Origin of the sequence: Haloarcula hispanica ATCC 33960, from assembly GCF_000223905.1 — an archaeon.
Lineage (GTDB): Archaea > Halobacteriota > Halobacteria > Halobacteriales > Haloarculaceae > Haloarcula > Haloarcula hispanica.
This window is the reverse complement of the sequence record NC_015948.1, coordinates 84,523-103,057: the sequence shown is the minus strand read 5'-3', so window position 1 is coordinate 103,057 and position 18,535 is coordinate 84,523. Positions and strand designations below refer to the sequence as shown.

General features: G+C 65.1%; 23 protein-coding genes. 10 read left to right on the top strand and 13 right to left on the bottom strand.

From position 1 onward, the window contains the following. Positions 1–30 precede the first annotated feature (30 nt). Positions 31–879, top strand: a complete 849-nt coding sequence (hisG, locus tag HAH_RS00545; RefSeq protein WP_014039135.1) for an ATP phosphoribosyltransferase — start codon at positions 31–33, stop codon at positions 877–879. A gap of 29 nt (positions 880–908) precedes the next feature. Here hisG and HAH_RS00540 read toward each other — a convergent pair whose 3' ends face one another. Together HAH_RS00540 and HAH_RS00535 are read right to left on the bottom strand one after the other, a co-directional pair. After that, positions 909–1,163 carry a HalOD1 output domain-containing protein gene (locus tag HAH_RS00540; protein ID WP_014039134.1) on the bottom strand — a complete coding sequence of 85 codons (255 nt, stop codon included), beginning with the start codon at positions 1,161–1,163 and terminating at the stop codon, positions 909–911. 110 nt (positions 1,164–1,273) lie between these two features. Continuing rightward, entirely contained in the window at positions 1,274–1,663 is a 390-nt protein-coding gene (locus HAH_RS00535; protein ID WP_014039133.1) for a DUF7473 family protein, read from the bottom strand. A gap of 87 nt (positions 1,664–1,750) precedes the next feature. Here HAH_RS00535 and HAH_RS00530 point away from each other — a divergent pair, with 87 nt between their 5' ends. After that, a complete protein-coding gene (locus HAH_RS00530) occupies positions 1,751–2,782 on the top strand; it encodes an RNA methyltransferase (RefSeq protein ID WP_014039132.1) in 1,032 nt (343 codons plus the stop codon). 89 nt (positions 2,783–2,871) lie between these two features. Beyond that, positions 2,872–3,027, top strand: coding sequence for a rubrerythrin-like domain-containing protein (locus HAH_RS19430; RefSeq protein WP_129755853.1), 156 nt, complete (start codon positions 2,872–2,874; stop codon positions 3,025–3,027). Between the two features lie 28 nt (positions 3,028–3,055). Here the strand turns inward: HAH_RS19430 and HAH_RS00525 are convergent, their stop codons facing one another. From HAH_RS00525 to HAH_RS00505, 5 genes are read right to left on the bottom strand one after another with little or no spacing between them, the layout of a single operon-like run. Beyond that, positions 3,056–3,595 carry a GTP-dependent dephospho-CoA kinase family protein gene (locus HAH_RS00525; RefSeq protein WP_014039131.1) on the bottom strand — a complete coding sequence of 180 codons (540 nt, stop codon included), beginning with the start codon at positions 3,593–3,595 and terminating at the stop codon, positions 3,056–3,058. A gap of 1 nt (position 3,596) precedes the next feature. Next, a complete protein-coding gene (gene spt4 / locus HAH_RS00520) occupies positions 3,597–3,794 on the bottom strand; it encodes a transcription elongation factor subunit Spt4 (RefSeq protein ID WP_004516008.1) in 198 nt (65 codons plus the stop codon). Further along, positions 3,794–4,372 carry a DNA-directed RNA polymerase gene (locus tag HAH_RS00515; protein ID WP_004516007.1) on the bottom strand — a complete coding sequence of 193 codons (579 nt, stop codon included), beginning with the start codon at positions 4,370–4,372 and terminating at the stop codon, positions 3,794–3,796. The genes spt4 and HAH_RS00515 overlap by 1 nt, the downstream gene beginning before the upstream one ends. Positions 4,373–4,375: 3 nt before the next feature. Next, on the bottom strand, positions 4,376–4,753 hold the full coding sequence (locus tag HAH_RS00510) for a DUF188 domain-containing protein (RefSeq protein WP_014039130.1): 378 nt from the start codon (positions 4,751–4,753) through the stop codon (positions 4,376–4,378). After that, the gene (locus HAH_RS00505; protein ID WP_023843057.1) at positions 4,753–5,982 is read right to left on the bottom strand and encodes a translation initiation factor IF-2 subunit gamma; all 1,230 of its coding nucleotides are present in this window, start codon (positions 5,980–5,982) and stop codon (positions 4,753–4,755) included. Before HAH_RS00505 ends, HAH_RS00510 begins: the two co-directional genes overlap by 1 nt. Positions 5,983–6,339: 357 nt before the next feature. On the opposite strand from HAH_RS00505, the gene HAH_RS00500 reads away from it, so the two are divergent. Together HAH_RS00500 and HAH_RS00495 are read left to right on the top strand one after the other, a co-directional pair. Further along, entirely contained in the window at positions 6,340–7,227 is an 888-nt protein-coding gene (locus tag HAH_RS00500; protein ID WP_014039128.1) for a DUF7351 domain-containing protein, read from the top strand. A 369-nt stretch (positions 7,228–7,596) separates the two neighbouring features. Next, a complete protein-coding gene (locus HAH_RS00495) occupies positions 7,597–8,547 on the top strand; it encodes a DUF5787 family protein (RefSeq protein WP_014039126.1) in 951 nt (316 codons plus the stop codon). Between the two features lie 19 nt (positions 8,548–8,566). On the opposite strand, the gene HAH_RS00490 is transcribed toward HAH_RS00495, so the two are convergent. The 4 genes from HAH_RS00490 to HAH_RS00475 form a co-directional block, all read right to left on the bottom strand. Then, a complete protein-coding gene (locus HAH_RS00490; RefSeq protein ID WP_014039125.1) occupies positions 8,567–8,863 on the bottom strand; it encodes a hypothetical protein in 297 nt (98 codons plus the stop codon). A 61-nt stretch (positions 8,864–8,924) separates the two neighbouring features. Then, entirely contained in the window at positions 8,925–9,800 is an 876-nt protein-coding gene (locus HAH_RS00485; RefSeq protein WP_014039124.1) for an MBL fold metallo-hydrolase, read from the bottom strand. 44 nt (positions 9,801–9,844) lie between these two features. Continuing rightward, the gene (locus HAH_RS00480; protein WP_014039123.1) at positions 9,845–10,117 is read right to left on the bottom strand and encodes a hypothetical protein; all 273 of its coding nucleotides are present in this window, start codon (positions 10,115–10,117) and stop codon (positions 9,845–9,847) included. Between the two features lie 84 nt (positions 10,118–10,201). Further along, complete coding sequence (locus HAH_RS00475) at positions 10,202–11,551, bottom strand: ATP-binding protein (protein ID WP_008307079.1); 1,350 nt, start codon at positions 11,549–11,551, stop codon at positions 10,202–10,204. A gap of 118 nt (positions 11,552–11,669) precedes the next feature. On the opposite strand from HAH_RS00475, the gene HAH_RS00470 reads away from it, so the two are divergent. From HAH_RS00470 to HAH_RS00460, 3 genes are all read left to right on the top strand, one after another. After that, on the top strand, positions 11,670–13,271 hold the full coding sequence (locus HAH_RS00470; RefSeq protein ID WP_014039122.1) for a YegP family protein: 1,602 nt from the start codon (positions 11,670–11,672) through the stop codon (positions 13,269–13,271). Positions 13,272–13,358: 87 nt separating this feature from the next. Next, a complete protein-coding gene (locus HAH_RS00465; protein WP_014039121.1) occupies positions 13,359–13,829 on the top strand; it encodes a pyridoxamine 5'-phosphate oxidase family protein in 471 nt (156 codons plus the stop codon). A 109-nt stretch (positions 13,830–13,938) separates the two neighbouring features. Next, complete coding sequence (locus HAH_RS00460; RefSeq protein ID WP_023843054.1) at positions 13,939–15,072, top strand: thiolase family protein; 1,134 nt, start codon at positions 13,939–13,941, stop codon at positions 15,070–15,072. Between the two features lie 111 nt (positions 15,073–15,183). Here HAH_RS00460 and HAH_RS00455 read toward each other — a convergent pair whose 3' ends face one another. Further along, complete coding sequence (locus HAH_RS00455; RefSeq protein ID WP_014039119.1) at positions 15,184–15,651, bottom strand: NUDIX hydrolase; 468 nt, start codon at positions 15,649–15,651, stop codon at positions 15,184–15,186. Positions 15,652–15,897: 246 nt separating this feature from the next. Between HAH_RS00455 and HAH_RS19785 the strand changes: the two genes are divergently transcribed. Both HAH_RS19785 and HAH_RS00450 read left to right on the top strand, forming a co-directional pair. Beyond that, positions 15,898–16,044, top strand: coding sequence for a hypothetical protein (locus HAH_RS19785; RefSeq protein ID WP_008307084.1), 147 nt, complete (start codon positions 15,898–15,900; stop codon positions 16,042–16,044). 90 nt (positions 16,045–16,134) lie between these two features. Beyond that, complete coding sequence (locus tag HAH_RS00450) at positions 16,135–16,587, top strand: PaaI family thioesterase (protein ID WP_014039118.1); 453 nt, start codon at positions 16,135–16,137, stop codon at positions 16,585–16,587. Here HAH_RS00450 and HAH_RS00445 read toward each other — a convergent pair. Beyond that, on the bottom strand, positions 16,584–18,488 hold the full coding sequence (locus HAH_RS00445; RefSeq protein WP_014039117.1) for a cation:proton antiporter domain-containing protein: 1,905 nt from the start codon (positions 18,486–18,488) through the stop codon (positions 16,584–16,586). The two genes, HAH_RS00450 and HAH_RS00445, sit on opposite strands and share 4 nt — an antisense overlap. Between the last annotated feature and the right edge of the window lie 47 nt (positions 18,489–18,535).

Below are 18,535 nucleotides of genomic sequence, written 5' to 3'. Positions count from 1 at the left end.
ACAGTTGCCCCGCGGCCTGCCAGTAGGCGTATGCGAATCGCCGTCCCCAACAAGGGCCGCCTGCACGAACCAAGCGAGGAACTGCTCGAACGGGCCGGCCTCCACCTGGTCGACGGGGCCGACCGCCAACTGCACGCCGACACCGTCGACCCGGACGTGACCGTCCTGTACGCCCGCGCCGCCGACATCCCCGAGTACGTCGCGGACGGCGCTGCCGACGTGGGTATCACCGGCCTCGACCAGGTCCGGGAGTCCGACACCGACGACCTCGTCGAACTCCGCGACCTCGATTTCGGCCGCTGTCGCCTCGTTCTGGCCGCGCCGGAGGACAGCGACATCGAGACCGTGTACGACTTCGAAGGGGGCCGCATCGCCACGGAGTTCCCCAAAATCACCCGGCGGTACTTCGACCGGGTCGATGTGGACGTGGACGTGACGGAGGTGTCCGGCGCGACGGAACTGACCCCCCACGTCGACATCGCCGACGGCATCGTCGATATCACCTCGACCGGGACCACGCTCCGGATGAACCGCCTCGCCGTCGTCGACGAGGTACTGGAAAGCTCTGTCCGCCTGTTCGCCCGCGAAGACACCGCTGACGACGAGAAGGTCCAGCAGGTCGACACCGCGCTCGGCTCCGTCCTCGCCGCCGAAGACAAACGCTATCTCATGATGAACGCCCCCGAAGACGCCCTCGACGACGTGGAAGACGTGCTTCCGGGCATGGGCGGCCCCACGGTGATGGACATCGCCGGCTCCGACCAGCTCGCCGTTCACGCCGTCGTCGAGGAGCGCGCCGTCTTCGAGACGATTAGCTCGCTCAAAGACGTGGGCGCAAGTGACATACTGGTGACAGAGATAGAGCGGCTGGTCGAATAGCCGTTTTGCTCGTGCTGTTTCTCACGCGCTCACGGAGCGTACTCGACTTTGATACACTCATCGGCGTCGACCGTGACGAGAGACTCGCTGAACCGAAACGAGATAGAATCGGTTTCGGGCGTCTCACGTTTGCTGTCCTGTCTGAACAAGTCATTCAGTGATTCGGGATTGACAACGCCGTACAGTGAGGGGAGCGCTCGTGGATGGCAATCCTCAGCGATACTCACAGCCAGGACGACCGCTTCGCTTACCGATTCAGCGGAACGAACCTCGCGTTTAATCATACTAATCCTATAATTCAAAATATCTAATTAGTTCTGATTTTCACGTTCTGCATGTTGTTTATTATCCGGGTGAAACATCGGACAGCCCGCCAACAAGGACTCAACGGGGGTTACACGAAGCTGAAGATGTTGTTCAGCGCGAACCCGAGGACGGCTGCGAAGGCCAGGTGCAGCGCCACGAGCGGGGCTGTCGAGCGGGTCGAGAGCCGGTACGTGGTACTAATCGCGATACCGTCGGCCAGCATTGTGAGCACGAGGACGACCAGCACGCCCAGATCCGCCGAGACGACGCCGGACTCGACCCCCCAGCGCTGGAGGATCAGCGAGACGACCGCCGGTGCGGTGGCGGCTTTGGCCGCGAGCTGGCTGGGCACGTCGCCAATGAAAAACGTCGCGGCCAGGTGGAGCGTGACGGCGTAGAAGAGCCAGGTGACGAGAACGGTAACGAGGACGGCGAGGATACCGCCACCGGTCAGGCTAGAGAACCCGGACTGGAGCATACTCGAGGTTCGGCGGCCGCTCGCTTGTGCGTTTTGTTCCCGGGCGCGACCGGCACGCTCATAGCCGCTCGGCCACACCGCTCGGGCGTGTACGTCCTCGAACTCGGCGGGCAGGACGACGCGTTCGCGCGGCGGGAGGCAGCAAGCGCCGCGAGCGCCGTCGACACCCTCGCGCCCGGACTAGCGACGGCACGGGGCATCAGCGACCGTGTTCGCCACCTCGCGTTCACCCACCGGGCCTGTGACCTGATCGGAACCGCGGACCCCGACATCGAAAGCGCCGCCGCGCTGCTGTCGGCCGCGACCATCGACCGCGAGGGGAGCGTCGCCGTGCGAGCGGTCGACGTGCGAGCGAGCACTGGCATCGACACACAACAGGCTGAGCGGACGCTGGGCGGGGTGCTGACCGATCGCGGCTTTGCCGTCGACCTCGACGACCCCGACCACGTCCTCTATGCCTATCTCTCAGACCCCGACGGCGACGAGGAGGGCGGGACCGGCGAGGCCTGCTGTGCGCTGGGCTGGCTTACCGCCGAGAGCGTGCGGGACTTCGGCGGCCGACAGCCGACAGACCGCCCGTTCTTCCAGCCCGGCAGCATGGACCCGCTCGAAGCCCGCGCGCTGGTCAATATCGCCGGAGCCGGCCCGGACGCAACGATACTGGACCCGATGTGTGGCACCGGCGGCCTCCTGCTAGAGGCGGGGCTGGTCGGGGCCGACGTGGTCGGCGGCGACGCACAGGAAAAGATGGTCTCGGGGACGCGCGAGAACCTGAGCTACGCGCTCGACGGCAACGGCCATCCCAACAGGGACGCCTATCCCGACCCGGGCGACTGGGGGGTGTTCCGCTCCGATGCGTCCAAACTACCGGTTGCCGACGACGCCGTCGACGCCGTCGTCTTCGACGCCCCCTACGGCCGCCAGTCCCGTATCGAGGGCGAACTCGCCCCCCTCGTTTCCGGTGCACTCGGCGAAGCCGACCGCGTCGCAGGACGGTGCGTGCTGGTCGCCGACCGCGACTGGCGCGAGGCAGGGACCGGCGCAGGCTGGACTGTCACCGACTACTTCCAGCGGCGAGTCCACCGTTCACTTGTCAGACACGTCCACGTTCTTGAGTGAACATACGTCCACCTTCTCTGGACATGCGTTGTGATTTATTGCGGTATGAGCAAGGTTTATGCCATGACAAATGCTAATTAGTACCAAGTATGCCGACGTGGTCAGACCCCGCCCCATGCGACGACGACGAACAGTTATTCGAATGCCCGGACTGCGGAAAGCGCCTCTGTAGCGAGCGCTCGGCGGTCTCCTGTGGTCGCTGTGGAACAGATATGCAGAACCTCAGCGTTCCACGGCCGGAATAAAACCGGTCGCGTCCCGTTTTCTCGCCGGTTACTCCGATACGAGCGCAATCGCCCGCTCGGCGTCACCGTCCATCCGCTCCAGCAGCGACCGGACCCGGTCCCGGGCTTCGGCGTCACAGTCTGCCAGCACCATCCCTTCGTCCGGCTGGCCGTACACGACGCTGGCACCGGCAGGTGCGGCGAGCACTGCGGGGAGCGTGGCGAGGTCCTCCTCGCCGTCGACATCGAGAAGTGTCGTCTCGCCGCTGTCGATACCGTCCCTGAGCGCAGCAAGCAGTTCGGCGGTGAGCGTCGCGGCCGGGTTTGACACGTCTCGCTTCCGGTCAAACCCGTCGATAGCCGCCGACACGTCCGCGTCGACGGCCGAGCGCTTGGTCCGTTCGTCGACCAGCGCGAGGTCGGGCACCCGTCCGGCCTCGATGAGGTGGTACGTGACCATATCGCCAACGGCGATGATGGGGTCACCGGCGTCGGCCAGCAGCGCCGCTGTATCGGTATAAATCCGTCCGAGCGGCTCTTTCAGCTCGTGCCGCAAGTCACTCGGGAGTTCGAGAACGACGTCGGACACGTTAGCGGACTTTCAGCGCGTACTTGCCCGGCTCGGTCACTTCCATCTCCTCAGCGATGTCGGACCGCTCCGGGTGCGCGATGACGACGTAGCCGGCCCAGTCCTCGGTCAGTGCGGTGCCGCCACAGGCCTCGCACTGGCTTTCGATTTCCGCGCCCTGGACGCGGTGACAGTCGCGACAGACGAGTCGGTCCGCCATCAGCTATCACCGGCTTCCGCCGTGCCTTCGCGGCGCTCGCGCTCCTCCTGAAGCCAGCCGTGCTTGCCCAGGCCGACCTGTTTCGCTGTTAGGCCGATCTTGGAGTCCCGCGGGTTGCGCTCGTCGATGCTCTTGGTGACGATGCGCGCCCGGACAGCGTCGCCGACGGTGAGCGTCCGGTTGGACTCCCGTGAGGCGAGTTGCTGGTTCTCCTCGTCGTAGGCCAGATACTCGTCGGATATCTGGGAGACGTGCAGCAGGCCATCGACCGGCCCGATGCCGATGAAGGCCCCGAAGTTGACGACCTCGACGACCTCGCCGTCGACCACTTCCTGCATCTGCGGGTCGAACGTGAGCGCGTCGAACTCGGCCTCGTAGTAGACGCCGGGCTTGTTCGGCAACACAGCGCCGGTGCCGATGTCGTGGACCTCGATGACGGAGACGACGCTGCCGACGTCCTCGTCCATTCGACCTTCGAGCTTCTCTTGCAGGAGCCGTTTGACCAGCCCCGGACTGACCTCCGCCAGAAAGCGTGGCGGGACTTCGACCGTATCGCGTAGGCGTACCCGTTTATACATGTGTTATGGTTGAGTGATACCCAGTTTGTTCCGGCCCCTTAAACTAATTACTGGAACGCCCGCGTCCAGCAGGCGTCGTTTGAGGGGGGTGTCGTTCGTGACCGCGTGTGTCGCATCGTCTGCCTGTGCCAGTTCGAGGACGGCGTCGTCCGCGTAGTCCGCCGTCGTCTCCCGAACCGTACACCGGTCGAGCAGGTCCTGCCCGACCGAGGCGGCCGTCGCTTCCGCACCGGCCCCGTCGGCCAGTTTCGCCAGTTCGTCGCGGACGGCAGCGGGCGCGACGTAGTCCGTCGCGTCCGGCAGCACCCTATCGAGTTCCTCGAACAGCCGTACGTTGCATTCGACCGGCATCATCAGTGCGTTCGTGTCCAGCACAATCATCACCGCAGCGTGCCGACACCGATGAGCCGCCACCGAGCGCCGACACGGCGGTTGATGGCGATCTTCGAGCCCGAGGCCGCACAGACCGGGCGCTTGAGCGCGACTTCACATTCCTCGTCGCGCGCGCTTGTGACCGAACCGACTGTGGTGGCGGTACCGATAGTCAGCATCAGCGGTTCGCCGGTCGAAATCTCGTCGACTTCGCCGCCGTCGTCGCCGACGATGCGTTCCAGCAGGTCCACGTCCATCGTGAACGTCTCGTGGACCGGCGGGAGGCTGCCGGGCGGGCCGGCGACCTGGCCGGCGAGGGCGTCGCCCTTCGTGATGGCGGGATCGAGACCGGTCCCGACGCCGAGCAGGCCGCCCGGCGTGACCGTGTCCACGAAGTCGCCGCCGGACTGGAGCGAGCGGACCGTCGTCGTCACGGGCTGCCACTCCGTCTGGCCGCCTTCCTCGACCTCGCGGCCGGGACGGAGTTCGATCTCGTCGTCGGCGTCCAGTTGGCCGCCAACGAGCGACCCGCCAAGCACGCCGCCCATCAGGTCGTCCCAGGTTGTACCGGGACGGTTGATGTCGAACGAGCGTGCGACCATCATGCGGGCGTCCTCGTCCGGGTCCCGTTCCGGCGTCGGAATCTCAGACTGGACAGCCTCGATAAGCAGGTCGATGTTGGCCTCCTGGCCCGCGCTGATGGGGACAACCGGTGCGCCTTCGGCGACGGTGCCCTCGACGAACTCCTGAATCTGCTCGTAGTTCTGCATCGCCCGCTCCTCGTCGACAAGGTCAACCTTGTTCTGGGCGATGACGATATTGTCGATACCGATGATATCGAGCGCGCTCAGGTGCTCCTCGGTCTGGGCCTGCGGGACGGGCTCGGTCGCCGAGATGACGAGAACGGCCCCGTCCATGATGGCCGCGCCGGACAGCATGGTGGCCATCAGCGTCTCGTGCCCGGGCGCGTCCACGAACGACACCGTCCGGAGGTGGTCGGTGTCGACGTCGTGGTCGTCGCAGTGCTCGTCGACGGTAAAGGCCTCCGGCTCCTCGGCCTCCGGACAGCGACGGAACGTCGCGTCGGCGTAGCCGAGTCGGATAGAGATACCGCGCTTCATCTCCTCGGAGTGCTGGTCGGTCCATTCGCCGGACAGCGCCTGTACGAGCGTCGTCTTTCCGTGGTCGACGTGCCCGACGAGTCCGATGTTCACCTCCGGTTGTTTGTTCGATGTCATTTCGAGAGTAATCTTGGTGGAGTTTCGCCGCGTGCAACTGATAAACCTACTGTTTGCGCCCGGAGCACCCCCGCCGAACCCGGTTCAATCGCCGGTTTGGTCTCTGCTGACGGCGGCAACGTCACCATATTGCTCGGTATCGCCCTCGATATAGCGACGCGACCCCTGTCGGTTGGTGCGAGCGACAAGCTGTACGAGTCGGATGTCACGCCGGCAGTCGCCGTTGCGATAGCTCCGGTTTGGTGAGTGAGAGTCCGCCGCTGAGGTGAGTGCGGCTACAGCCCGCTCTCGTCAGCAGTGTTACGTAACTGTGTTTCTGTGAACGCTTTTGTTCCCACGGGGACAAGTTCACGCACGATGCGAGTCGATGAGTCCCCCGAAACTGATGCCGACATCGACCCGGCGACGGCGTTCTCGGTCATCGCGAGCGAGACGCGCCTGGACATCCTAGAGGCGCTGTGGCGCGCTGAGGACCGGCCGGTTCGCTTCTCGGAACTGTTCGATGCCGTAGAACTGGCCGACAGCGGGCAGTTCAACTATCACCTGCAGGAGCTCACCGGCCAGTTCGTCAGCCAGGGAGCGGACGGATACGACCTCCGGCACGCCGGGGCGCAGGTCATCCGCGCGGTGCGGGCAGGAACGTTCACGCGGACGCCCGATATCGACCCGTTCCCGGTGGCCGGGGCCTGTACGCGGTGTGGCGGCGGTCTGCTGGCCGAGTACGCCGACGAGCAGTTCGCCATCGACTGCGAAGACTGCGGGAAGGCCCACGGCGAGTATCCGTTCCCGCCGGGCGGCCTGGTCGACCGGACACCGGCGGAAGTCGCGACGGCCTTCGCCGAGCGGGTGCGACACCTCCACTGTCTGGCCGCTGACGGCGTCTGCCCGGACTGCGCCGGCCGGATGCGGACAGATATATCTCGTGATGGCGACTGCTGTCTCGACGTGTCGGTCCGCGCCGAGTTCGTCTGTGAACAGTGTCGGCACGAACTCTGTTCGCCCGTCGGGCTGACACTACTGGACGACTCCCGCGTCACGGCGTTCTACGACGACCACGGCGTCGACCTGTCGAGTCGCCCCTACTGGACGCTCCCCTGGTGTGTCGACGACCAGTACACGACCGTCGAAGGCACCGACCCGTGGCGACTCGCGGTCCGGATTCCGCTGGCCGAGGCGGAACTGACCGCCTATCTGGACAGGGACCTCCAGCCAGTCGAGTTCGAGCGGCAGGCCTGCGGGCACTGAGCCGGCCCGCCGATTGCGTTGTCGGTCCGATGCCAGTGAACTGTTTTCCCGCTGACTGAAATCGTCTGCAGGAGAGCGCCGGTACGCGCCTCCCGCAGAAATATCATTCAGATTATGCTTATCGCGTTTCGGGACCATCGTTTCACTGTAATGTACCAGCCTGCACCGTACACCGACCCCGAACTGTATAGACCGACGTATCCGCCGCTGACCGTTCGTTCCCTCCTCGGAGTGCTGACTGTGTATTTCGGCCTTCTGGCGATACTCTCACTGAGTCCACTTCTCGGACTGGCGGCGCTGGCCTGTCTCTTCGTCGCTAGGCGGTAACCGGGCGCGGGGCTTTTGCCCGTCCCAGCCCTCCGTCCGGTCGTGCGGGAGTTCGACTTCGAACTGGCGCTGTGTGCCCACCTCGAACGCGAGGGCCGTCTAGTGAGCCGCCAACTCGGTGGCGCGGTCCACGGCCGGCGCGTCCTCGACACTGTCGTCGTCAAGCCGGGGCCCGAGTTCGATGAGCGGGCGGCCATCACTCCCGAACGGTTGCCGACAGCGGCCATCGAAAGCAACGTCGGGCCGGGCCGGGCGCGGTACTGGAAAGACGCCTTCGACTGCCACCCCGACCGCGCCGAACGGGCCGTCGAACTGGCGGCCGAGCGTGGATTCTTCGAACGCGAGCGCCGCGGCGGCCGGACGTACGTCCGTCAGACGACGCGGTATCCCGACTGGTTCGACGGAATCGTCGCCATCGAAAACAAGCCGGACCTCGGGCGGCCCGGCGACCTGGAATCCCAGTTGCGGACCGACGTGTCGCTCGCGCTCGCCGACCGCGTCGTACTGGCGACGGCCTCTTACGTCACCGGCGCGCACCTCAACCGGATTCCCGAGGAAGTCGGCGTCTGGCGGTTCGACCCCGACAGCGGAACCATAGACGTCCGTCGGGAGGCGACACCACTGCCGACCGACGATGCCGGCGTCGAACTGCTGGAGGAGGGGCCGGTCCGGACGGACGTGCGGATCGTCGATTCCGTTGAAAAGGCCCGCGCGCGTCGAAAACTGGCCGAGCGAGCCTACGGCAAGGGGTGGCGGAGTTTCGACTACCCGACGTGTGAGCGCTGTTCGCCCGACAGCGACGGGATTCCGTACTGTCAGTGGAAAGGGCGCGCTGTCCGCGAAAGCGACGACTGCGGCCCGGACTGCGGTGGGTACGAGGCAGCCGACCCGCCGGCCGTCGACGGCGACTCACTCCGGGCCGAGCGGACGCCGTGGCGGGCAGACCCCGACGGGCGCAGGCGTCGCCAGTCGGGACTGGATCGGTTCGGATAGCCACGAGAAGTTGTCACCGCTACCGGGTGTCGTCGCTTGACGGCGCGTTATCGGGCGGGACGCCGCCGTCGCCGGCTGTCGGACGGCCGTGCTGTTCGTAGTTGTCTTCTGTCACTTCGGGGGCCTCAGTTGCGACCTGCGCCGCGTGTTTCGTTCTGGCCTGATAGTTTGCCGCGGCTGCGATACCAATACAGGCCACCAGTCCCACCACCAGCACCCAGTCGATACCACCCACGAGGCCCTGCTGGGCGGCGGTTGCGAGGACACCGCCGGCCAGCGACAGCCCACCGACCTCCGCGATGCCGCGCCTGTCCATATAGCGGCATTATCCGCCAGTACCTATAAGCTACGGCCTGTTTCACGGAGCCGAACGGCCATTAGAGCGTGAACCGCTCGCCGTCGAGACCGATGTCATCGGCGAAGGCCCTGTCCGCGGGGACGTAATGTGCGGTGTGGACGATGCGGTAGTCGTCGGCCTCGATGTCGGCGGCGAAGTCCCGCGCGCCGGGCAAGGTCATGTGTTTCGTGCCGAACGTCCGCGGGACGCCATCCTCGTCGTGGTGCGTCCCGCCTTTCGGGTGGTACTCGCAGGCTTCCGGATGGACGATACCCTCGACGAGCGCGAGGTCGGCCCCGGTCAGCACTGATTTCGAGCGGTCGGGCACGTCGTAGCAGGTGTCGCCGGAAATCGACAGCACCGCGCCGGTCTGTGGTTCCTCGATTCGCAGGCCGTAGCACAGCAGTGGCGGGTGCGTGACCGGGACGAGCGTCACCTCGAAGCCGGCGACGATGAACGGCTCGAACGGCGTCTGTGCGTGGACAGACACCGTATCGAGGTAGTCATAGCGGCTCCGGACGCCCTCTGCGACACTCTCACCCGTGACCGGGTCTGTCTCGTCGGCGGCGTGGACCGGCAGCTCGTCGAACAGGCGATAGGCGTTCCCGAGACCGTCGAGATGGTCGAAGTGGACGTGCGTGACGATAGCCGCGTCCGGCAGCGGGACCCCTTCGCGGAGGAACTGGTGGCGGAAATCGGGGCTCAGATCGATGAGTAGCGACTCCCCGGTTTCGTCGTTCGCCACGGCGACGGAGAAGCGCGACCGCTCGACGCCGCCCGTTGGGTCGATGCCGCGCTCGCGGACGCGAGCCCGGAGTTCCTCGTCGGGGTCGCGCGCCCGTTCACAGGTGTCACAGTCGCACTGGACAGTCGGCGTCCCCGTCGTGTCGCCGGTCCCAAGCAGCGTGACCTCCATTACTGTCCCTTCAGGGAGCGACTCGCCTAAGCCCCTCGCTTTCGTTACTCGCCAGCGAGGTCCGACGGGTCGACGTCCTGTCGCTCCAGCGTCGCCGCCAGCAGGGACTGGGCGCGCTCGTCGGAAAGGTCGTCGAACAGGCAGTCGAGGAACCCTTCGAGCAGTGCCGGTCGGATACGTAGGTCGACGTACTCGACTTGCTTTTCAGCGATAACTACGTCTACATCCCACTCGCCTTCATCGGGGTCAGTCATGCGAACGTCGACCCACGATTCCGCGGGGTCGTCTGTCTCGGTGAACACGTCATCGTCAGCCATGGCTACAGGGAATGGTTCCTGTACTGATAAGTAGATCGCTCATAACGACGGCCAGAGCCGGCGCTCGAACGGGTGATCCGCCGCTCAGTGGTCGTGATCGTGGTCGTGGTCGCTGCCACCGTCGCCGGAGAAGCCGCCGCTCCCGGCGACCAGCGCGTCGGCGTCGCCGTCCATCATGTCCATGTTCTTGAGGTTGTCCCGCTCCTCGAAGTCGATGATGGCGTCTTCAAGGTCCTGCTGGGTCAGCGTGGTCCGCTCCTCGGTCAGGGCGTTGAGGACGGCCTCACGGAGCACGAGCCGGAGGTCGCTGCCGGTCAGTCCCTCGGTTAGCTCCGCCAGCGTCTCGGGGTCGAAGTCGTCGATCTCCATCTGCTGGGTGACGATACGGAGGATATCCGCGCGCATCCCGTGGTCCGGCTTGGGGAAGTTCACGATCTCGTCGAAGCGCCGCCAGGCGGCGGCGTCGAGCTGGTCCGGGTGGTTCGTCGCGCCGATGAGCAGCACCTCGTCCTGAATCAAGGATATCTCGTCAATGCTCTTGAGCAGGGTGTTGACAGCGCGCTTGATGGCGGCGTGTTCGTCGGAGGACCGGGTCTTGGCGACGAAGTCGAACTCGTCCATGAAGAGGATACACGGCGAGAGCCGCTTGGCGACCTCGAACACCTTCTCGACGTTCTTGGCCGTCTCGCCGAGGTACTGGCTGGTAATCATCGACAGCTTCACTTCGACGAACGGGAGGTCGAGGTCGTGGGCCAGCGCCCGGGCGACGCTGGTCTTGCCGGTCCCCGGCGGACCGACGAACAGCAGTTTCCCGATCTCTCGCAGGCCGATGCGGGCGAGGTAGTCGCGGTGCTCGATGGCTTTGACGATTTTCTGTATCTCGTCTTCCTGGTCGGTGGTCAACACCAGGTCGGCCAGGGTCATCTCCACCTCTTCGGGGGCGCGAACGTCCACGAGGTCCAGCATCTCCTCGTCGTCCTCGTCGTCGGTGTCGAACGCCTCCTCCAGTTTGGCGTCGATGAACGCGCGGTCGGCGCGCGACGGTCGGTTCTGCTCGCGGGCCCGCTCGTAGTCAGCGCCCTCGACCTGGTCCTCGAAGGCTTTCGCCAGGACCGGATTGTCTTCGAGGGCCGCGGCATCGACCCGTTCGAGGAACCACTCCTCGGCGAGGTCGCGGTCCGTCATGGAGATGCTCCCCGAGAAGTCGTCGCGGTCGGTGAACATCAGGCCGGAGATGGCCGCCCAGGGCCGCTCGACGCCGGTGGCCTCGCTCGCGGTCGTGTTGGTGACCGACAGCGGCCGTTCGATCTCGCCGTCGCTCCAGAAGACGGACCGGTACGAGGCCGGCAGGTCGTCCGGTTCGAGGTCCCGCCGCTCGCTGTAGATAGTGGCCGTCAGCAGAAACTCAACGACATCCAGTTCCGGATTGCTCATTCCCACTGATGTTACCACGCAACCGGTATAAGTCACTCGAAGCCCCGGTGACCGACACCAGGGTAATATACCCCCTCTGTGTACTCCCAACGTGGCAACTGATAACACATTAATCAGCGTGTATCGGAACCGCATCGGCGAGCCGACGACCGACGACGAGGCCTACGGCTACTGGCTGTTCGTCATCGGCATCGTGCTCGGTATCGTCGGCCTCCTTCTGTTTTACCTGACAGCATCGCGGAGTACGCCCCGGCAGTTCGGCTATCTGCTGGGAGCTATCGGGCTCATACTGCTGTTTGCGGGACCGACAATCAGACTGCCGCTGACACGGCGTGGGCTGATACTCACATATCTCGGCGCGGTGGTCGGGCTGGTCGCGATGGTGTGGTTCACCACGTTCTATCCATCGAACTGGACCGGCCCCGAGGGGAACCCGGCGGTGACGCTGTACATCGTCGGCCTCGGACTGATGGCGGTCGGCGCGGTTGTCTCCCCGCTGCTGACCGGGCGGAAGGAAGCATACGACGAGGCCGTGCGGACGGCACAGGAAGCGACGGAGTCCGCCAAACGGTCCTCAGATGAAGCAGAGCGAGCGTCCAAGGAGACCGAGCAGGCCTCTCAGATGGCCAGCGAGCAGTCTCAAATCGCTGAGCAGGCGGCCCGCGAGCGCGACACGCTGGCCGAGAAGTTGGCGACCAGCGAGGCCGCCCGCGAGGAGATGGCGACGGTCACAGAAGCGACCGAGGCGGAACTCGCCGCGGCCCACGGCACCATCGCGGCTGCGATGGACAGCAAGGCGACGTTCGAACTGTTCGAGGACTCGGCGGGCAAGTACCGCTGGCGGCTCCGCCACCGGAACTCCAATATCATCGCCGACAGCGCACAGGGCTATTCGTCGCGCCAGAAGGCGATGCAGGGGCTCCGCAGCGTCCAGTCCAACGCCGCCGGCGGAGCCGTCGTCTTCTTCGAGGACGCGACCGAGGACGACACCGCCGAGGACGTGCCGGTCGTGCCGGCTCCCGAAAGCGACGCGACGTTCGAATCGTTCGAGGATTCGGCCGGGGAGTTCCGCTGGCGCTTGCGCCACGACAACGGCAACATCCTTGCCGACAGCGGCGAGGGGTACGCCTCGAAGTCGAACGTTCGACGGGCGCTGGAGAGCGTCCGCGCGTACGTCCCCGGTGCGGCCTATCTCAAGATCGATCCCGTGGCGTACGAGGTGTACGCCGACGCCGCCGGGGAGTTCCGCTGGCGCTTGCTCCACCGCAACGGCAACATTCTCGCCGACAGCGGCGAGGGGTACAGTTCCCGGTCGAACGCCCGGCGGGCGGCCCGCCGCGTCGGCGAACTCGCGCCCGACTCCGAGGTCGACGACGGCTTCGAGGTGTATCAGGACAACGCCGAGGAGTGGCGCTGGCGGTTGCGTGCGGCCAACGGCGAACTCGTCGCCGACTCCGGCGAGGGGTACGCAAATCGGTCGAAAGCCATGGATGCCGTCGAGCGGGTCCAGTCCTACGCCGCCGACGCCGACCTGCTGGAGATCGGGAGCGCGGCCTTCGAGGTGTACGAGGACAGAGGCGAGGAGTGGCGCTGGCGACTCCGCCACCGCAACGGCGAAATCATCGCTGACTCCGGCGAGGGGTACGCCGAGCGCAACAAAGCCGTCGCTGCCATCGAGCGAATCAAGCGCCACGCCCCCGGTGCAACACAGGAAGGGTAGCGGCGACCGAGACGCCCGGGCGGGCAATTCTCCGTAGCGAAGAATAGCCGAATTAATTAAACAGGTTTCAGTTGAAGTTACACCTATATGACAATAGATACCCTCGAAGCGGCCGGACTCACGCGCATGGACGACAGCAACATCGCGGCGTTTCTGTCGAACCAGCGGGTCGGCGTGCTGGGCCTGCCGACCGGGAACGGACCGTACATGATTCCCCTGTCGTTCGGGTACGACGGTGACCGGTCGCTGTATTTCACCTTCATCGGTGGGTCGGCAAGTCGTAAACAACAGTTGACCGAGGCGGCAGCGGACGCGGCCGTGCTCGTGTACAAGGTCGAATCGATGTTCCACTGGGAGAGCGTCCTGCTGCAGGGCGGCATCGAGGCCGTCCCCGAGTCCGAGTGGGACGAACTCGCAGACGTGCTCGATACGGCGTGGCGGCCGGAACTGCTCGAGGACGCTATCGAGGACGGCGACATCGCAGTCTATCGGTTCCACATCGACGAGAAGGAGGGGCTCAGACACGCCGGTCTGCCGCCGGCGTTCGAACAGGAGTGAGCCCACTGTCCGACTGTTTCGGGGAGCGGTTGGCCCGGTCGGAGACAACGGTTCCCCCACTGTGTAGAGTTTGTCAGGTTTTAACACAGGCCGAGACGTTCCGTTGTCCATGCCCACACCTGTCATCGTGGATGCAGTCAGAACGCCACAGGGAAAGGAGGACGGCGCACTCGCCGGCGTCCGGAGCGAAGACCTCTCTGTGCCGCTTATCAACCAGTTGCTCGCGTCGACCGGCGTCGAGGCCGAGGACGTTGACGACCTGCTGTGGGGCTGTGCCCAGCAGCGCGGGGAACAGGGCAACAACATGGCTCGCGTCATCGCGCTGTTGTCGGACCTCGGCGAGAGCGTCCCCGCATCGACCATCAACCGCTGGTGTGCGTCTTCCGCCGAAGCGCTGATGCGGGCCGCCGACGCCATCGCGGCCGGCCAGCGCGACGTGCTCATCGCCGGCGGCGTCGAGTCGATGTCCCGCGTGCAGATGGACGAGAACACCCACAACGTCCATCCGCGACTGGCCGAGCACTACAATATCGGCGAGCTTCAGATGGGAATGACCGCCGAGAAGGTCGCCAGCGAGATGGAGGTCGCCCGACAGGAACAGGACGAGTACGCGCTCCGGAGCCACCAGCGCGCCGCCGACGCGACGGAGTCCGGTCGCTTCGACGACGAAATCGTCCCAATCGATACCGAGGACGGCCAGCTCGAAGCAGACGAGGGTATCCGCCCGGACACCACGCTCGAAAAGCTGTCCCAGCTACCGACAGTGTTCAAGTCGGACGGGTCAGTCACACCCGGCAACGCCTCGCAGGTTTCCGACGGCGCGGCGGGGCTGATGGTCACGTCGCGCGAGTTCGCAGAAGACCGCGGGCTCGACATCCTGGCGGAGATCGGTTCCCACGAAGTCGCCGGCGTCGACCCGACCGTGATGGGTATCGGCCCGGTCCCCGCTGTCCGGAAACTCACCGAGCGCACCGACCGTGAGACGGACGACTACGACCTGGTGGAACTCAACGAGGCCTTCGCCTCCCAGTGCCTGTACTGCCAGCGCGAACTCGGCTTCGACGACGACATCTACAACGTCAACGGCGGCGCAATCGCCATCGGCCACCCGCTCGGGGCCTCCGGCGCGCGCCTTCCGGTGACGCTCGTCCACGAGATGAACCGCCGCGACGCGGAGCTCGGCCTGGCGACGGAGTGTGTCGGCTTCGGCCAGGGTGCGGCAATCGAGTTCCGACTGCCCTGACTGGGTGCTATCGGCGCAGTTTCGGGATTTTACCGCAGTACGTCGTTTTCGAGTGCGTTATTTGCGAACGTCGAGGCGCTCGCGCGAGCGAGAGTCGAGAGAAGACAGTCGCTAATCGGCAGCCACGTCGCCGGCTGTCGCCGCCTCGGCGGGACTCGTCAGTGAGTGGATGTAGTCGTCGAGGTCGAGCGCGAAGGTGGCGTCGGTCGGGAGATCGACCCACGAGAATTCGAACTCCGCGCCGCGCTCCTCGCCCGTGCCGGTGACAGTGTGCACCCAGTGATCACGGGACTCGTGGACGGGAAGGTGGTAGAACGACCGCACGTACCGCTTCGGGGGTGATTCACGACGCGTCCAGACGTCGGTGGCGATGTGTTGCAGGCGCTCGAAGGAGGCGAGACCGCTCTCCTCGACGGCTTCCCGTTGTACGGCGACCCGCGGTTTTTCGCCCGGTTCGACGGTTCCCTTCGGTATCTGTAGCCCGTCGTGGCCCGGTCCGTCGAACACCAGGAGTTCCGATCCGTTTCTGGTGATGTAGGCGCAGGCCTTCTTCACGTACGTCGCCCGCTGTGGTTGCATACTATCCGGTAGCGACAGCAGACATATAGTACTACCCACATATCTGCCTAAAATCATATTAGGACACCGGATGGCTGAGAAGAGGAGTGAGCGGGCGCAGTACGCCGGTAGCGGCGCACCACAGTACACTGACGCCGTCATTCTCGGTAGCGGATACGCACTGTGATGGTGGCAGTTCCGGGTAGTGAGCATTAATTTTAATCTAGATTGCGAGGATTAAAGTTGTGTCAACCATGAGGACTGTGTATGGACGGTCACATCACACCTGAGGAGTGGGAGCGAATCGAAGCGTTCGCACAGAAACCGAGCTACCTGCGTCGCCCGGAGCATCTACTCCCCGAAGAAGCCACGGAGGACGAAGAGAGCGTGGACGGAGCGGTCGCGGGCGACTGACAGGAAGCCGTGTTCTGTAGAACCGACCACACCTGACCCGTTGTTGTTCGTTCTCGGAGACTTATCAGACTCGGTTCCCTGGAGGTAGCCATGAGTCTCCAATCGATCTTCAACGACATCCCGTTTGTCAAGCAGTTAGGGATGGAAATAACTGCCGTCGAGGACGGCTATGCGGCAGGCGAACTCCCGTTGGAGGACGGTCACTCCTCGAACCCCGAATCGATAATCGCACACGGCGGCGTCACGTACTCGCTCGTCGATACCGTCGGCGGGGCGGCCGTCGTCTCGCAATCCGGCACCGTCTCGCCGACGGTCGACATGCGGATCGATTACCTCGCGCCCGCAACCGCCGATTTACGGACGGAGGCAGAAGTTATCCGGAGCGGCGGGAGCGTCTCCGTCGTCGACGCAGAAGTGTACGACACCGATGGCCATCACATCGCGAGCGCTCGCGGCACGTACAAGACGGACGGCGACCGCGGCGAGTCGCCGTGGACAGAAGGCGTCGACGAGTCAGACGTTACACGGCTTACCGACGACTAGTCGCCACTGACCATTTTCATCCCGTCGCGGACGGACTCCCGACGGCCCAGCAGCGTCACCATGTCGCCCTCTTCGAGGACGTAGTCGGCCGTGGGTACTTCGGCATTCTCGTGGAGCTCGCCGCTGACGAGCGCGACCAGACAGGCGTCGGGCAGCATCGGCCCGACCTCACTGATCGGCTTGCCGATGAGGTCCGGGTTCTTGACTTCGACTTCCTGGACATCCCCGCTGCGACCGATGTCGGTCATCCAGTGGGCGATGGCCGGGCGCTCGATCTGGTTGTCGATGGCCCAGGCCGTCGCCATCGCCGAGGAGATGGTCCGAACGCCGAGGTCCTCGAAGGCCTCGACGTTGTCCGGGTTGTTCGCGCGGGCGATGACCCGGTCGACGCCGAACTTCGAACTCGCAAGCTGTGACACCAGCAGGTTCGCGTCGTCGTCGCCGGTCGCCGCGACGACGGTCTTGGCGTTGTCCGCACCGGCCGACCGCAACATATCGGTGTCGGTTCCATCGCCGATCTCGACGGCGTACCCCTCGTTGCGGGCTCGTTCGACGCTCTCTTCTTCCTGCTCGATGATGACGACGTTCTCGCCCCGGTCTTCGAGGCGTGCGGCGAGCGCTCGGCCCACCTGTCCGCCGCCGACGATGATGACTCGCATTGGTATCACATCCAGTTTTTCCGCGATGAATCGCGCCAGTCCGCCCTCAAACAGGGCGGTCGCAAAGATGACAAGGAAGACGGTGCCCAGCAAGATATCCGCCTGCGTCCCCAGTAGTTCGGCCTGTGCCCCGGTGACTTCCTCGGCCGCGGCGTTCAGTTCAACGGCAAACAGCGTGGCGACAGATGCCGGAATAATACCGCGCGGGCCGACGAAGCTGACGAACAGTTTCTCGTTGGTCGTAAACCGGTCACCGACGGCCGAGACGAACACCAGCAACGGCCGGATGACCAGCGCGACGGCGAGAACGACGATAATGCCAGACAGTCCGACGTCGATGAGCGACGCGAGCTCCAACTGGGCCGCCAGCGCGATGAACACGAACGACAGCACCAGCAGCGTGATGTCGCCTTTGAACTCCTCGATGTCTTCCTCGTAGGGGTGGTCGACGTTCCCGAGCGCCATCCCCGCCGTCGCGGCGGCGGCGACGCCGGCCTCGGTCGCTATCGTGTTCGCACCCGCGTAGGCGATGAGCGCCCCGGCGAGCACGAGCAGTCGGGAGTTCCGCGGCGCGTCACCGGGCGAGAGGTCGACGTACTGGAGGAGGTAGTACACTACGCCAGCGACGAGGAGACCAACGAGTAGCCCCGTCCCCAATCGAAGCGCGAACGCCCGCAACAGCCCCTCGCTCGACGCCGCCGGATTGACCGTCTCGAAGATGACGACGGCGATGATCGCCGCGGTCACGTCGTTGACGATCCCCTCCGTCTCCAGCGCGGCCGCGACGCGGTCCCGAACCGGAACGACGTTGAGGATCGGCGTGATGACCGTCGGCCCGGTTGCGACCAGCAGCGCACCGATCAGGAACGCGAGATTCCAGGAGACGGCCGCGGAGTTGAACGCGAACTTGACGGCGATAGCGGTACCCACCAGTGCGATAGCCGCACCGACGGTAACGAGTCTGAACGTCGCAGCCGGGGCTTCACGCAGACGGTCGAACCGGAGGTGGTAGGCCCCCTCGAAGACGATGATTGCGACCGCTAAGCCGACGATGGCGGACAGCGCCCCGCCGAAGGTGCCGTCACCGATGATGCCCAGTCCGGGCTGGCCGATGATGACACCGACCAGTAAATAGAAGATGATACTGGGCACCCGCAGGCGCGCGGCGAGGACCTGTGCAAGGACGCCAAGTCCGATGATGCCGGCGACAAGCGGAATCAGTAGCCCCGAACTACCAGCCACAGTTGGCCTCCATCTGTCCAGCCTAACGTATCGGCCTCGTATAAACG